This window comes from Luteimicrobium sp. DT211, from assembly GCF_049844995.1.
Lineage (GTDB): Bacteria > Actinomycetota > Actinomycetes > Actinomycetales > Cellulomonadaceae > Luteimicrobium.
Map to the genome: position 1 here is coordinate 628671 of NZ_JBNCMC010000002.1, position 14166 is coordinate 642836.

13 protein-coding genes are annotated in these 14166 nt (G+C 74.7%); 4 read left to right on the forward strand and 9 right to left on the reverse strand.

Features of this window, described 5'->3' with window-relative positions:
• Positions 1-3: 3 nt before the first annotated feature.
• On the reverse strand, positions 4-1656 hold the full coding sequence (locus ACLQ14_RS07035; protein WP_425811299.1) for a bifunctional 3'-5' exonuclease/DNA polymerase: 1653 nt from the start codon (positions 1654-1656) through the stop codon (positions 4-6).
• 169 nt (positions 1657-1825) lie between these two features.
• Between ACLQ14_RS07035 and ACLQ14_RS07040 the strand changes: the two genes are divergently transcribed.
• The gene (locus ACLQ14_RS07040) at positions 1826-2314 is read left to right on the forward strand and encodes a YybH family protein (protein ID WP_425811301.1); all 489 of its coding nucleotides are present in this window, start codon (positions 1826-1828) and stop codon (positions 2312-2314) included.
• A gap of 10 nt (positions 2315-2324) precedes the next feature.
• Here the strand turns inward: ACLQ14_RS07040 and ACLQ14_RS07045 are convergent, their stop codons facing one another.
• From ACLQ14_RS07045 to ACLQ14_RS07070, 6 genes are all read right to left on the reverse strand, one after another.
• The gene (locus ACLQ14_RS07045; protein WP_425811303.1) at positions 2325-3134 is read right to left on the reverse strand and encodes an HpcH/HpaI aldolase family protein; all 810 of its coding nucleotides are present in this window, start codon (positions 3132-3134) and stop codon (positions 2325-2327) included.
• On the reverse strand, positions 3119-3904 hold the full coding sequence (hpaH, locus tag ACLQ14_RS07050) for a 2-oxo-hept-4-ene-1,7-dioate hydratase (RefSeq protein WP_425811305.1): 786 nt from the start codon (positions 3902-3904) through the stop codon (positions 3119-3121). Before hpaH ends, ACLQ14_RS07045 begins: the two co-directional genes overlap by 16 nt.
• A 31-nt stretch (positions 3905-3935) precedes the next feature.
• On the reverse strand, positions 3936-4652 hold the full coding sequence (locus ACLQ14_RS07055) for a GntR family transcriptional regulator (protein ID WP_425811307.1): 717 nt from the start codon (positions 4650-4652) through the stop codon (positions 3936-3938).
• On the reverse strand, positions 4634-6130 hold the full coding sequence (locus ACLQ14_RS07060) for a fumarylacetoacetate hydrolase family protein (RefSeq protein WP_425811309.1): 1497 nt from the start codon (positions 6128-6130) through the stop codon (positions 4634-4636). The genes ACLQ14_RS07055 and ACLQ14_RS07060 overlap by 19 nt, the downstream gene beginning before the upstream one ends.
• Positions 6131-6194: 64 nt before the next feature.
• Positions 6195-7139 carry a patatin-like phospholipase family protein gene (locus tag ACLQ14_RS07065; protein ID WP_425811311.1) on the reverse strand — a complete coding sequence of 315 codons (945 nt, stop codon included), beginning with the start codon at positions 7137-7139 and terminating at the stop codon, positions 6195-6197.
• A gap of 157 nt (positions 7140-7296) precedes the next feature.
• Positions 7297-8007, reverse strand: coding sequence for an IclR family transcriptional regulator (locus ACLQ14_RS07070; RefSeq protein ID WP_425811313.1), 711 nt, complete (start codon positions 8005-8007; stop codon positions 7297-7299).
• A gap of 151 nt (positions 8008-8158) precedes the next feature.
• On the opposite strand from ACLQ14_RS07070, the gene ACLQ14_RS07075 reads away from it, so the two are divergent.
• Positions 8159-10096, forward strand: coding sequence for an FAD-binding monooxygenase (locus ACLQ14_RS07075; RefSeq protein ID WP_425811315.1), 1938 nt, complete (start codon positions 8159-8161; stop codon positions 10094-10096).
• Positions 10097-10129: 33 nt separating this feature from the next.
• On the forward strand, positions 10130-11611 hold the full coding sequence (locus ACLQ14_RS07080; RefSeq protein WP_425811317.1) for an NAD-dependent succinate-semialdehyde dehydrogenase: 1482 nt from the start codon (positions 10130-10132) through the stop codon (positions 11609-11611).
• Here the strand turns inward: ACLQ14_RS07080 and ACLQ14_RS07085 are convergent.
• Together ACLQ14_RS07085 and ACLQ14_RS07090 are read right to left on the reverse strand one after the other, a co-directional pair.
• Positions 11589-12560, reverse strand: a complete 972-nt coding sequence (locus tag ACLQ14_RS07085) for a DUF389 domain-containing protein (RefSeq protein WP_425811319.1) — start codon at positions 12558-12560, stop codon at positions 11589-11591. The two genes, ACLQ14_RS07080 and ACLQ14_RS07085, sit on opposite strands and share 23 nt — an antisense overlap.
• 54 nt (positions 12561-12614) lie before the next feature.
• Positions 12615-13679 carry an NAD(P)H-dependent flavin oxidoreductase gene (locus tag ACLQ14_RS07090; protein WP_425811321.1) on the reverse strand — a complete coding sequence of 355 codons (1065 nt, stop codon included), beginning with the start codon at positions 13677-13679 and terminating at the stop codon, positions 12615-12617.
• A 151-nt stretch (positions 13680-13830) separates the two neighbouring features.
• Between ACLQ14_RS07090 and ACLQ14_RS07095 the strand changes: the two genes are divergently transcribed.
• The gene (locus tag ACLQ14_RS07095) at positions 13831-14163 is read left to right on the forward strand and encodes an EthD family reductase (protein ID WP_425811323.1); all 333 of its coding nucleotides are present in this window, start codon (positions 13831-13833) and stop codon (positions 14161-14163) included.
• Positions 14164-14166: the final 3 nt, after the last annotated feature.

A 14166-nucleotide genomic window follows, 5' to 3' on the forward strand; every position in this document is an offset into this window, starting at 1 on the left:
GCCTCAGCCGCCGTCCTTGGCGTCGCCGTACGAGGCGGCCACGCCCACGGAGACCGGGAAGTCGACCGGGTAGTCCCCGAACAGCAGCCGCCCCGACGCCGCAGCGGCGTCGCGGACCTCGGCCGCCACGGCGTCGGCAAGGGCCGCGGGCGTGTGCACGACGAGCTCGTCGTGCAGGAAGTACACGAGGTGCGGCCGGCTCGTGAAGGGCGCGGCCGCGAGACCGGGCGTGTCGTCGTCGACGACGCCGAGCGCCCAGAGGCGGCGCCGCACCTCGGCGATCCAGCACAAGGCCCACTCGGCGGCGGTGCCCTGGACGACGAAGTTGCGGGTGAAGCGGCCCCACGCCCGGGTCTGGGCGCGCGCCTTCGACTCGGCGCCCGCGTCGGCGTCGTCGCTCTGGGCGAGCACCTGGGTCTCGTGCCACGAGGCGCCCGGCCGGGGCGAGGTGCGGCCGAGCAGGGTCGTGACGACGTCGCCCCGCTCCCCCGTGCGCGCGGCGTCCTCGACGAGCGCGAGCGCCTGCGGGAAGGCGCGCGCGAGCCGGGGCAGCACGGCCGCGCTCGCGCCCGTCGTCCCGCCGTACATGGCGCCGAGCATCCCGACCTTCGCGTGCGCGCGGGAATCGACGACCGCCGTGTCGACCATGCCCTGGTAGAGGTCCGTGCCCCGGCCCGCCTCGGCCATGCGGTCGTCGTGCGCGAGTCCCGTGAGCACGCGCGGCTCGAGCTGGGCGGCGTCGGCGACGACGAAGAGCCAGCCGGGGTCGGCGCGGACGGCGTCGCGCACCTGCTTGGGGACCTGGAGCGCGCCGCCGCCGCTCGACCCCCAGCGCCCCGTGACGACGCCGCCGACGACGTACTCCGGCCGGAACCGCCCGTGGTCGACCCAGGCGTCGAGCCATGCCCAGCCGTTCGCGGAGAACAGGCGCGAGAGCTTCTTGTAGGCGAGGAGAGGCTCGATCGCGGGATGGTCGACCTGACGCAGCTCCCAGGACCGCGTCGACGTCACTGCCAGTCCGGTGCGGCGCAGGGCGCGCAGGACGTCCGGCATGGAGTCGGGGTTGAGCGTGGGCGCGTCGAGCGCGGCGCGGACGTCGGCGGCGAGCCGCTCCATACGCTCGGGCCGCGCTCCCGGCCCCGGGCGGGGGCCGAGCTGGTCGCGCAGCACCTCGTCGTGGCGTCCCGCGTCCCACGGGACGCCGGCCCGGTGCATCTCGGCGGCAGCGAGCGCGCCCGCGGACTCGGCGGCGAGGAGCAGCCGCAGCCGGCCCGGCGCGCCGCTCGTCGCGACCGCGTCGAGCTGGGCGTCCAGCTCGGCGCGGCAGGCGGGCCCGTCGAGGACGACGTCCCGGCCACCGCCCGGCCCGGCCCCGCGCGGTGCCGGGTCGAGCTCGAACAGCGTCCCGCCGTCGTCGTCCGGGGGCTGGGTGCCGCCAGCCGGAACCGGCTGGAGCGTGTCCCACGGGTCGGCCTGGCGGCGCGCGAGCGCCGAGCTCGCGGACCACGCCGAGCCCCGCAGCACCCGGTGCGCGAGCCGGAGGTCGTGGCAGCGGTCGACGCGGACGCCCGCGCGCAGGAGCCCCGGGTACCAGAGGTTGGTGTCGGCCCACGTCCAGCGCGGGCGTGCGGCCTGCGCGGCCTCGGCTGCGGTCACGCCGCCGACGTGGACGGCGGCACCTGAGCCCGACGAGCTCGACGGTGGGGACGCGACGACGACATGCACGCCTCAGTGTCCCGCCCGCGTCCCACACGGGCGGGCGGTCACGTGCGGCGGCGGTCGCACGTCACCCTCGTGAGCCCACGACGACATCGAGGAGACGACCATGACCGAGCTGACGACCACCGAGCCGACGAGGGCGGGCGACGCGCGCGACCGGTGGCTGGACCGCGTGGAGATCGACGCGCTCCGCGCGGAGTTCACGGACGCCGTGATGGTCCACGACTTCGACCGACTGGCGTCGCTCTTCACGCCCGACGGCGCGGTGCGGATGCCCGACGTCCCCGCCGAGGCCGTCGGCGTGGACGCGATCCGGCGGTCGGTCGAGCGGATGCAGGGGATGTGGGAGTTCTTCGTCCAGGTGTCCACGCCGGGCGCCGTCGTGCCCGACCCCGACGACCCGGACGCCGCGTCCGGCCGCACGTTCCTGCGCGAGCTGGGCCGGCTGCGCGACGGCACCTCGCACGCCAACCACGGGATCTACCACGACCGCTACCGCCGGACGTCCGACGGCTGGCGCTTCGCGGAGCGCGTCTACGAGCTGCGCTACGTGGACGACACGCCGCTGCCCGGTAGGACGACCATCGCTCCGTGACCGGCCCGGCTCAGTAGCCGGCGCGGCCGGGGTCCTCGCCGCCCACGAACCGGGTCGCGAGCGCCTCCGACCCGCGCGCGAGCAGCGCGACGTCGGCCCCGACGAGGACGAACGACGCCCCCGCCTCGAGGTAGGAGTCGGCGACGGTCGGGTCGAACGCATTGACCCCGACGGGCACGCCCTGGCCGCGCACGGCGTCGAAGGCGCGCAGGACGGCGGCGACGACGTCCGGGTGCGTCTGCTGCCCCAGCAGCCCCATCGACGCCGCGAGGTCCGAGGGTCCGACGAACACGCCGTCCACGCCGTCGACCGCGGCGATCTCCGCGGCGGTGTCGACCGCCGCGGCGGTCTCGACCTGCACGAACAGCGACACGTGCTCGTCGGCGTCGGCGAGGTAGCCGTCGACCCGGTTCCAGCGGGCCGAGCGCGCCAGCGCCGAGCCCACGCCGCGCCGTCCGCGGGGCGGGTAGCGGACCGCCTCGACGACGGCCTCCGCCTCGGCGGCCGAGGAGACCATGGGCACGAGGAGGTTCTGCGCGCCGAGGTCGAGCACCTGCTTGATCGTCACCGCGTCGCCCGCGGGCACCCGCACGACGGGCGTGACGGGGTACGCCGCGACGGCCTGGAGCTGCGCGAGCACCGACTCGAGCCCGTTCGGCCCGTGCTCCATGTCGACCAGCAGCCAGTCGAGCCCGGCGCCCGCGCAGATCTCCGCGACGAGCGGGCTGCCCGTGCAGACCCACATCCCCGCGAGGGGTCGGTCGGCGGCCGCGAGCGCCGCGCGGAACGTGGGCGGCAGCGGGGTCACAGGAAGCGGCATGTCAGGGTTCCCATCGGTCCGTAGTCGCACAGGACGCTGTCGCCACGCTCGACCCACACGGGCCGCGTGAACGAGCCCGCGAGGACGATCTCGCCCGCCTCGAGGCGCGCCCCGTGCTGGTGCAGCTTGTTGGCGAGCCAGGCGACGCCGTTCGCGGGGTGGCCCAGGACGCCCGCGGCGACGCCGGTCTCCTCGATCGCCTCGTTGCGGTACAGCAGCGCGGACACCCACCGCAGGTCCACCCGGTCCGGCGCGGTCGGCACCCCGCCGAGGACCATCCCCCCGTACGCGGCGTTGTCGGCGATCGTGTCGACGATCGTCCTGCCCTCGAGCTCGATGTGGGAGTTGAGGATCTCGAGCGCGGGCGTCACGTACTCCGTGGCACGCAGGACGTCGAACACGGTGCAGCGGGGGCCCTCGAGCGGCGCCGACAGGACGAACGCGAGCTCGACCTCGATCCGCACGTTGGAGAAGGCGTCGAACGGGATCGTGGCGCCGCTGTCCCACACGGTGTCGTCGAGCATGACGCCGTAGTCCGGCTCGGTGATGCCGGTGGCGGCCTGCATGGCCCGCGACGTGAGGCCGATCTTGCGGCCGACGAGCCGGCGTCCGGCCTCGAGGGCACGGTCGCGCCACACCCCCTGGATCGCGTACGAGTCCTCGACCGTCGCGTCGGGGTAGCGCGCCGTGATGCGCGGGACGACGCCGCGGTCGCGCTCCGCCGCGGCCAGCTCGTCCGCGATGGCGGCGATCGTCTCCGTGGGCAGCATCCGTCCTCCGGGTTGTGGGGTGTTCTGTGGCTCAGCCGCGGTCGCCCGCGGCGACGACCTCGAGCGGCGCGGCCTCGCCGGGGTGCTCGTGGTGCAGGTACGCCTCGAGCGTGCCCCGGCGATGGCCGCGGACGGCCTGCTCGACGTCGTCCAGCGGCGCTCCGCTCTCGATGAGCCCGAGGATGTGCTCGTGCTCGCGCACGGACTCGCGCGCGCGCTCGGGCACGAAGGCGAAGATCGTGTCGCGCAGGTGCCCCAGCCGGGCCCACTCGGCCTCGACGATCTCGGTGAGCCGCGGGTTGGCGCAGCGCGAGTACAGGATGTGGTGGAACTCCTGGTTGAGCGCCGAGAACGCGCGCGGGTCGAACCGGGTCAGCGACGCCGTCATCACCTCGTTGAGCGCGCGGGCGCGGCCGAGGTCGGCGGCCGTGAGATTCCTGGCGGAGAGCGCGGTCGCGGCGCTCTCGACGATCCCGATGGCCTGCATCGCGAACCGGTACTGGGTGTCGTCGACCATCGAGACGCGCGCGCCGACGTTCCGCTCGTACGTCACGAGCCCCTCGGCCTCGAGCTGCCGGACGGCCTCGCGGACCGGCACGACGCTCATGTCGAGCTCCCGGGCGATCGTCCCGAGCACGAGCCGGAACCCGGGCGTGAACTCCTGGTTCGCGATCCGCTCGCGCAGCCAGCGGTACGCGAGCTGCGACTTGCTCGCGCCCTCGACGTCGGTCACCGCTCCGCGCGCCACGCCTCGTACCTCGCTCTCCACTCGGCGTCCATCGGGAAGAGGCCCTGCACCGGGTGCCCCTCGGCGACCCGCGCGGCGATCCAGCCGTCCTCGTCCTCCTGGGCGAGCGCCGCGTCGGCGACCTCCTCGGCGAGCGCGGGCGGCACGACGATCACGCCGTCCGCGTCGCCCACGACGACGTCGCCGGGCTGCACGGTGGTCCCGCCGCAGGCGATCGTGACGTCCGCCTCCCAGGGCACGTGCTTGCGGCCGAGCACGGCCGGGTGCGGGCCTGCGGCGAAGACGGGGATCCCGACCGCGGCGACCGCGTCGGCGTCGCGCACTCCCCCGTCGGTGACGATGCCGGCCGCCCCGCGGGCGTGGGCCCGCAGGGCGAGGACGTCGCCGAGCGTGCCGGCGTCGGGGTCGCGCCGGGCCTCGATGACGAGCACCTCTCCGGGCTCGACGGCGTCGAACGCGCGCTTCTGCGCGTTGTAGCCGCCGCCGTGGCTCGCGAACAGGTCCTCCCGGCCGGGGACGAAGCGCAGCGTCCGGGCCGTGCCGACGAGCTTCGCGCCCGGTCGCAGGGGGCGCACGCCGTCGACCGTCACCAGGTTGAGCCCGCGCTTACGAAGCTGGGCCGAGAGGCCGGCGACGGGCACGCGCTCGAGCTTGTCGCGCAGCTCGGGTGTCAGCGCGGGCGCGACGGGCGGCAGGCCCGCGGCCTCGCGGGACCCCCACGCCTCGGCGCGCTGGACGTCGTCGGCGGCGGGCAGGGAGCCGAGCGCGGCGTCGAACGGGACCTCGCCCTGCGTCACGGTCGTCACCAGGCGTCCGGTGCTCGGTGCGCCGGGAGCCGTCGGGGCGTCGACCTCGACCTCGACGACGTCGCCGGGCCCGACGACGCTCGACCCGGCGGGCGTGCCCGCGAGGATCACGTCGCCGGGCTCGAGCGTGAGGTGCTGGGACAGGTCGGCCACGACCTGGGCGAGCGGGAACAGCAGGCCGGCGGTCGTGTCGTCCTGCGCCGGGCGCCCGTTGACCCAGGAGCGCACGCGCAGCCCGGCCGGGTCGAGGGTGCGGGCGTCGAGCAGGCGGGGGCCGAGCGGCGTGAAGCCGTCGCCGCCCTTGGACCGCACGTTCGAGCCCTTGTCCGCGGCGCGCAGGTCGTACAGGCCGAGGTCGTTGGCGGCGGTCACCCACCCGACGTGGTCCCAGGCCGTGGCGGCGGCGACGCGGCGGGCCTCGGTCCCGATCACCAGCGCGACCTCTCCCTCGAACGCCAGGAGCTCGGTCCCGGCGGGCCGCTCGACGGTGCCGCCGCCGGCGGCCACGGAGCTCGACGGCTTGAGGAAGTAGGACGGCTGGGCGGGCCGGCGGCCGCGCTGGTCCGCGCGCGAGGCGTAGCTCAGGTGGACCGCGATGATCTTGCCCGGGCGGCCGGGGAGCGTCGCGAACCGCGGGTCGGAAGGTGCCGTCTCTGCCACGTCCGCGATCATATACGATCCATTGCCAGGCCGCCTTTCGCGACGTTGCGAATCGCATGCCTCCTCGATCCCGCGGTCAGGCCCAGAACGTCCTGAGCCGCGTGGCCAGCGCCTCCCCCTGCGCGTGACCGGCGCGCGCGGCGACCGGGCGGAGCGACGGGTCCATCGCGTTGGCGCCGAACAGCCGCTCCGCGTCGTCGTCGGGGACGATCGTCTCGACGGCGCTGCCGCCGGCGCGCAGCTCGGCGACCTGGGTGGCGAGGCCCGAGCCCCACGCGTGCGGATGGCGCGACCGGCCACCGAACGGCGACAGCACGAGAACCCGCGCGCACCCGGCCGCGAGGTCGGCGTTCTCGTTACGGCGGTAGCCGCCGTCGATGTACCGGTCGTCCCCGATCCGGTACGGGAGGCCGCTGGAGCAGCTGGCGGCGACGGCGTCCGCCAGGCCTATCCCGCTGCGCCGGTCGAGCACGACCGGCTCGCCGGTGCGGGCGTCGACCGCGGTGAGCAGCACGGCACGTTCCGGCCAGTCCTGCCGGGACAGCCGCGCGGCGACGGTGGCGCGCCACCGCTCCGACCAGGAGCCGTCCGACGCCGCGTCCAGCTCGAGCGCGGCCGCCCCCATCCGGCGGCGCATGTCGGCCACGTCCGAGGCGGCGTCGATGATGGCCTGCGTCCGGGCCATCTGGTCCGCGGCCGACCGGACCGAGCCTGGGGCGGGACGCGCCCCGGGCGCCTCCGGCCGGCCCGCCGAGGGCTGTCGCGGGGGCGCGGGCGCGAGGGCGGCGGCGACGAGCTCGGCCGGCGTCGCGCCGCCGAGCTGGGCCGCGGCTGTCGAACCGGCGGACGTCCCGACGGTCAGGTCGGCCGTGGTCACGTCGAGCCCGGCGTCGAACAGGCCGGCGACGACGCCGATCAGCCAGGCGTTGCCGGTCGAGCCGCCGCCGCCGAGGACGAGCGCGCGCTCGCCGCCGGGAAGCCGACCCGTGGCGTCGACGGGCGAGGAAGAGGTGGTGTTCATGGGAGTCGCCTTTCGCGATCTGCGTGGTGAGGCGCTCCCGACGGCGACTAGACCTGTCGCGTGATCGTGGGCTGCAGGGGAGCACCCGGTGCGGACACTGCGTTCACGGGTCTCACCTCCTGCGGTCGGGTCACGATCGCCCCGACGCTAGCACGGGTCATCCGCCGAGCGACTCCCGGATCGTCGCGGCCGACCGCTGCAGACGCGCCGCCAGCGCCGCCGGGTCGCGCGGGTCGGCGACGTGCACGACGGCGAGCGCCGCAGGCCGCTGACCCCGTGCCACGAGCGGGACCGCGACGGACGAGACGCCGGGGATCACCTCGTCGTGGCTGGTCGCGTACCCCCGGTCGCGCACCTCGGCGACCCTCGCGCGGACGTCGGTCGACGCGCCCTCGGGCCAGGCGTCGTCGGGCAGGAGCGAGAGCACGGCCCGGCCGGGCGCTCCCGCCGTGACGGGGTGGCGCGCGCCCGGGCGCTGGACGACGGTCGCCAGCGCGTGGCGGGGCTCGACGCTCACGAGGGTGATGCACTCGTCCGCGTCGAGGACGACGAGGAAGCACGTCATGCCCAGGTCGTTCGCGACGGCCGTGAGCTCGGGGAGGGCCTGGGCCTGGAGGTCGTGCGAGACCCCGGCCGCGAGCGTCGCCATGCGCGGGCCGATGGTGACGCGGCCGTCGGACCGGACGACGAGGCCGTGGTCCTCGAGCGTCCGGAGCAGGCGGTACGCGATGGACCGGTGGACGCCGATGCGGGCGGCGAGCTCGTCGATCGTCAGGGGCTCACGCGCGTCGGCGAGCGCCTCGAGGAGCTGGAGTCCGCGGCTGAGCGTCTGCGACGCGGCGGGCGCGCGGCTCGGTCGGTCGGTCACGGTGGCCCTCGTCTCGATTCATGGCGCCGCGGGGGATGGCCACGGCGCCGGGTGGTGGATACGATCGAGCAATTCGCTAAGCGAACGTCGTGTTCGATACTAGAACACGACACACCGCGTGGCAGCCAGACATCGACGTCCGGGAGTTCCCATGCAGTTCCACCACCACGGCTACGTGACCGGCGACCCGCGCGTCCTGCCCGCCAGCGGCACCGGACTCGACCGCCCCGACGACCTCCCGGACGAGGTCGACGTGCTCGTCGTCGGAGCCGGCCCCGCGGGCGTGATCCTCGCCGCCCAGCTCGGCATGTACCCCGGCGTGACGACGCGCCTCGTCGAGCGTCGCGCGGGCCGGCTCGAGATCGGCCAGGCCGACGGCATCCAGGCCCGCAGCAACGAGACGTTCCAGGCGTTCGGTTTCGCGAACCGCATCATCGAGGAGGCGTTCCAGCTCCGGGCGATGAACTTCTGGGCCGTCACGCCCGACCACCCCGACGGCATCGTCCGCACCCAGCGCACCGTCGACGACCCGGACGGCGTGAGCGAGTTCCCGCACATGATCGTCAACCAGGCGCGGGTGCTCGACTACTTCCAGGAGTACGCCGCGCACTCCCCCGCACGCCTCACCCCGGACTACGGCTGGGAGCTCGTGGGGCTCCAGGTCGCCGACGACGGCGCGTTCCCGGTCGCGGTGCGGCTGCGGCGGAGCGTGGGCGCCGTCGTCGGGCATCGCGAGTACGAGGAGGGAGAAGAGCGCGTCGTGCACGCGCGCTACGTCGTCGGGTGCGACGGCGCGCACAGCGCGGTGCGCGCCGCCATCGGGCGCCGGCTCGAGGGCGACGACGCGATGCACGCCTGGGCGGTCATGGACGCGCTCACCGTCACGGACTTCCCGGACATCCGCACCAAGTGCGCGATCCAGTCGCCGCACGGCAGCATCCTCCTGATCCCGCGCGAGGGCGGCTACCTCTACCGGATGTACGTGGACCTCGGCGAGACCGACGAGTCGAACCGCGGGACCGTCCGGCGGACGACCATGGAGGCCGCGGTCGAGCGCGCGAACGAGATCGTGCGCCCGTACCACCTCGACGTCCGACACATCGCCTGGTCGAGCGTGTACGAGGTGGCGCACCGGCTCACCGACAAGTTCGACGACGTCCCCGCCGAGCTCACCGGGACCCGCACGCCGCGCGTCTTCATCGCGGGCGACGCCTGCCACACGCACAGCGCCAAGGCCGGCCAGGGCATGAACGTGTCGATGCAGGACGGCTGGAACCTCGCGTGGAAGCTCGGCCAGGTGCTCACGGGGCTGAGCCCGGAGTCGCTCCTCGACACGTACTCGGGCGAGCGCTGGCAGATCGCGAAGGACCTCATCGAGTTCGACGGCGAGTGGTCGACGCTCATGACGCGGTCGCCCGAGGAGCTCGACCCCGCCGAGCTCGCGGCGTTCTACGTGGCCACGGCCGAGTTCCCGGCCGGGTTCATGACCCGCTACGAGCCGTCGATGATCACGGGGGACGCCGCCCACCAGGGCCTCGCGACGGGGTTCCCTATCGGCAAGCGGTTCCGGTCGGCGCCCGTGCGCCGGGTCGCGGACTTCTACGACGAGCACCTCGGTCACCATCACCGCGCGGACGGACGCTGGCGGCTGTACGCGTTCGCGGACGCCGCGGCACCGGGCGAGCCGTCGGCGCTCACCGCCTGGGCCGACTGGCTCGCCGGGTCGCCCGACTCCCCCGTGCAGCGCTTCACGCCTGCGGGTGCCGACCTCGACGCGCTGTTCGACGTCAAGGTCGTGTACCAGCAGCCCCACGACCAGGTCGACCTCGGCGTCGTGCCGCCGGTCTTCCTGCCGCGCGTCGGCCCGTACGGGCTGCTCGACTACGAGAAGGTCTACGCCGCCGACCCCGAGCGGGGCGACGTCTTCGACCTGCGCGGGATCGACCGGGCGCGCGGCGCCGTCGTCGTGGTGCGCCCCGACCAGTACGTCGCGCACGTGCTCCCGCTCACGGCGACCGACGAGCTGACCGCGTTCCTCGGCCGCCACCTGCTGCCGGTCGAAGGTCGGGGATCGTATATGATCCGGTGATGACGGTGGCGTCGGACGGACGAAGGAGTTCCCATGGGTGACCTGCTGAGCGCGCGCGAGACCGAGCTGCTGGCGCGCGTTCCCGACGGCCTGCTCGTCGGCGGGACGTGGCGCGACGCCGAGGACGGCGCACGTCTGCCGGTGCACGACCCCGCGACCGGCGCGCTGCTCAAGGAGATCGCGAGTGCCACGGTCGCGGACGGCGTCGCCGCGCTCGACGCGGCGTCGGAGGCCTTCCCCGCGTGGGCCGCGACCCCCGCCCGCGAGCGGGCGGAGATCCTGCGCCGCGCGTTCGACCTCCTCCAGGAGCGCAAGGAGGACGTCGCGCTCCTCATGACGCTCGAGATGGGCAAGCCGCTCGCCGAGGCCCGGGGCGAGGTCGCCTACGGCGGGGAGTTCCTGCGCTGGTTCAGCGAGGAGACCGCTCACCTCCAGGGCCGGTACGGCCCCAACCCGGAGGGCACGGGGCGCATGATCGTGACGCACCACCCGGTAGGCCCGTGCTTCCTCATCACGCCGTGGAACTTCCCGCTCGCCATGGCGACCCGCAAGATCGCGCCCGCGCTGGCCGCGGGCTGCACCGTCGTCGTGAAGCCCGCGACGCTGACGCCCCTGACCACGCTGTTCTTCGCACGGATCCTCGAGGACGCGGGCGTCCCTGCCGGCGTCGTCAACGTCGTCACGACCCGGCAGACCGGTCCGGTCTCCGAGGCGATCATCCGCGACCCGCGCCTGCGCAAGCTGTCGTTCACCGGCTCGACGCCCGTCGGGCAGAAGCTGCTCGCGCAGGCGGCGGACGGCGTCCTGCGCACCTCCATGGAGCTGGGCGGGAACGCGCCCTTCGTCGTGTTCGACGACGCCGACCTCGACCAGGCCGTCGACGGCGCGATCGCCGCCAAGTTCCGCAACATCGGGCAGGCATGCACCGCCGCCAACCGCTTCATCGTGCACCGGTCGGTCGCCGACGAGTTCGCGCGCCGCGTCACCGAGCGGGTCCAGGCGTTCCGGACCGGCCGCGGCACCGAGGACGGCGTCACGATCGGCCCGCTCATCGACGACCGCGCCGTCGCCAAGACGGGCGAGCTCGTGGCCGACGCCGTCGAGCGGGGCGCGACGCTGCGCACCGGCGGCACCGCGCTCGACCGCCCCGGCACGTTCTACGCGGCGACCGTCCTGTCCGACGTGCGGCCCGGCAGCGCGCTCCTGCGCGAGGAGATCTTCGGCCCCGTGCTCGCGATCGTGCCGTTCGACGACGAGGACGAGGCCGTGCGCCTCGCCAACGACACCGAGTACGGGCTCGTGTCCTACGTGTTCACGCGCGACCTGGCCCGCGGCCAGCGCATGATCGAGCGGCTCGAGACCGGGATGATGGGGCTCAACGTGGGGGTGGTCTCGAACGCCGCCGCGCCGTTCGGTGGCTGGAAGATGTCCGGGCTCGGGCGCGAAGGCGGCGCCGAGGGCATCCACGAGTACCTGCAGACCAAGTACACGCTCACACCGAGCCCCTTCGCCTGACGGTCCGGCGCCGCGGGCTGCGGGCGTTGCGCCGTCCGAGCCAGCGGCCGAACTGCAGCTGGACGAACAGCGTGGCCACCCCGGCGACGAGGAGCCCGGCGATGTTCAGCACGAGCTGGACGCCGGCGGACAGCGCCTCGTCCCACGCCCCGACGGCGAGCGTCAGCCCGATCGTCCCGACGGCCGGCACGGTGGTGATCGAGATGAAGACCCCGACGAGCGCGGACGACTTCGCGCTGGTCAGGGACAGCACTCCCGCGATCCCGGCGAGCACCGCGATGACGAACGACCAGCCGTCCGGGGACACGATGAACTCGGTGAGCGGCCCGGTCGTGGCGTCGTCGAACGTGAAGACCCCGGCCGCGTAGGCCGCCGCCCACACCGCCCAGGCGACGGCCGCGCACAGGGCGAACCCGCCGACGAGCGTCACCAGCGCGGTCCCGGCGATCCCCCGCTTGCGCCGGACGATGGCGTAGCAGATCGCCGCGATCGGTGCGAACTCCGGGCCGACGACCATGGCGCCGATGATGAGGATCGGCTGGTCCAGCAGCCGGCCGATCCCCGCGATGAGCGTCGCGAGCAGCAGGAACATGAAGAACGTCACCGACGGCCGCGCGTCCTCGCGGGACTTGTCGGCGAGCTCCGCCCACAGGACCCCGTCGGCGGGATGCCCCGCCGCCGCGCGCTCGGCCTCGACCGCGGCGTCGGACAGGACAGTGACGGGCTCGGTGACGACCACGCTGCCCTCGCCGGGCACACCGGCGTGACGCAGCTCCCGCATGATGTTGTTGGCGTTCTCTCGGGCCAGCTCGAAGAGCAGCACGTCGCCGCGCCCGTCCATCGCCACACCCGGGACCACGGTGAGGTCGGCGACGGTCGGTTCCTCGGCCAGCCTTGCGCGGAGCAGCTCGGCGACGTCGTGGGAGGCGGTCACCCGTACGGACAGCATGGGCTCATCCTCGCGCGTCCGGGCCGGTCCGCGGCCCGCGTCCTGCAGCGTGCCTCACGGCGCCGCGGGCACCCCGGCGAGCAGCTCGGCGAACACCGCGGCCGCGTCGTCGGCACGGGACAGCCCGGCCGCCTGCCCGAGCCAGAGGGACTGGAGCTCGCCGACGCCGCGCCGCGCCGCCTCGGCACGGAACTGCCCGGTCAGCCAGTTCTGCGCGGGGAACGGGGCGATCGCACCCGCTGCCTCGATGACGCGCACCGCCCGGTTCGGCAGGCCGCGCGCGAGCCGCCCGCTCATGGCGCGCGTCAGCACGCTCGCGTCGGACGCCGCGGACGCGATGGCCACGCGGTAGGCGTCGCTCGCCGCGGACTGCCGCGTCGCGAGGAACGCCGTCCCGACCTGCACGCCGGACGCTCCGAGCGCGAACGCCGCCGCGACGCCGCGACGGTCGGCCACGCCCCCGGCCGCGACCACGGGCACGTCGACGGCGTCGACGACCTGCGGGACGAGCGCGAACGTCCCGACGAGCGAGTCCTCGGGCGGGCGCAGGAACGAGACCCGGTGCCCCGCCCCCTCGGCGCCCGTCGCGACGACGACGTCGACCCCGCCGTCCGCGAGCGCCACTGCTTCCGCCACCGTCGTGGCCGTCCCGACGACGACGATCCCGTGGTCGTGCGCGCGCTCCACGACGTCGGGCGCGGGCACCCCGAAGACGAAGCTCACCGCGGCGGGCCGGGCGTCGAGGACGGCGTCGAGCTGGTCGTCGAACGAGGGCAGGAAGCGCTCGGGTGGCCGCGGGACCTCCAGGCCGAGCTCGGCGAAGAGCCCGGCGACGGCGGCGACGGCGGGCGCACCGGTGCCGACGTCGACGTCAGCCGGGAGGACCTCGTCGCCCGTGGGCAGCCACAGGTTCAGGGAGAACGGTCCGGACGTCGCCGCGCGCAGCGCCGCGACGGTCTCGCGGATACGGTCCGGCCCGTAGCCGTACAGCCCGTAGGAGCCCAGGCCGCCCGCGTCGGTGACCGTCGCCGTCAGCTCGACGGACGACACCCCGCCGAACGGCGCGAGCACGACCGGGTGCTCGATCCCCAGCAGCTCCCGCAGTGCACGTGCAGCCATCGCGCCCTCCGCTCTCGTCGCCCGGACACCCGACCGGGTCGATCCCATCATGCGTGCCCGGGCTCGGCCGTCGCGCCCCCTGACGCCGTACGCCCCCGACCAGTACGGTTCCCGTGACCGCACCGCGACCCCACGACAGGAGCCGATCCCGATGGCCACGGACGCCGCACCGCCCCAGGCACGATTCGTCGTGACCTACGACACGCCCTCGGACGTCGAGGCGTTCGAGCGCCACTACCGGGAGGTGCACATCCCGCTGGTGAAGCAGCAGCCCGGCCTGCGCCGGATGACGCTGAGCCACCGGCCGACCGGCGTCATCGGTCCCGCGCCTTACCTCGTGGTGATGATGGACTGGGACGACCTGGCTTCGCTGCAGGCCGACCTCGAGTCCGCGGCCGGACAGCGGACCGTCGACGACGCCACGACGAACCTGGCCCGGTACGCGACGTTCCGCGGGATCACCATGGAGCTCGCGGACGCCTGATCC

Excerpts from the sequence above, each read along its gene's own strand:
- ACLQ14_RS07080 (WP_425811317.1), top strand. The coding sequence starts at position 10,130 with ATGGGTGACCTGCTGAGCGCGCGCGAGACCGAGCTGCTGGCGCGCGTT.
- ACLQ14_RS07065 (WP_425811311.1), bottom strand. The coding sequence starts at position 7,139 with ATGAACACCACCTCTTCCTCGCCCGTCGACGCCACGGGTCGGCTTCCC.
- ACLQ14_RS07045 (WP_425811303.1), bottom strand. The coding sequence starts at position 3,134 with ATGCCGCTTCCTGTGACCCCGCTGCCGCCCACGTTCCGCGCGGCGCTC.
- ACLQ14_RS07040 (WP_425811301.1), top strand. The coding sequence starts at position 1,826 with ATGACCGAGCTGACGACCACCGAGCCGACGAGGGCGGGCGACGCGCGC.
- ACLQ14_RS07085 (WP_425811319.1), bottom strand. The coding sequence starts at position 12,560 with ATGCTGTCCGTACGGGTGACCGCCTCCCACGACGTCGCCGAGCTGCTC.
- ACLQ14_RS07095 (WP_425811323.1), top strand. The coding sequence starts at position 13,831 with ATGGCCACGGACGCCGCACCGCCCCAGGCACGATTCGTCGTGACCTAC.
- ACLQ14_RS07075 (WP_425811315.1), top strand. The coding sequence starts at position 8,159 with ATGCAGTTCCACCACCACGGCTACGTGACCGGCGACCCGCGCGTCCTG.
- ACLQ14_RS07090 (WP_425811321.1), bottom strand. The coding sequence starts at position 13,679 with ATGGCTGCACGTGCACTGCGGGAGCTGCTGGGGATCGAGCACCCGGTC.
- ACLQ14_RS07060 (WP_425811309.1), bottom strand. The coding sequence starts at position 6,130 with ATGATCGCGGACGTGGCAGAGACGGCACCTTCCGACCCGCGGTTCGCG.
- hpaH (WP_425811305.1), bottom strand. The coding sequence starts at position 3,904 with ATGCTGCCCACGGAGACGATCGCCGCCATCGCGGACGAGCTGGCCGCG.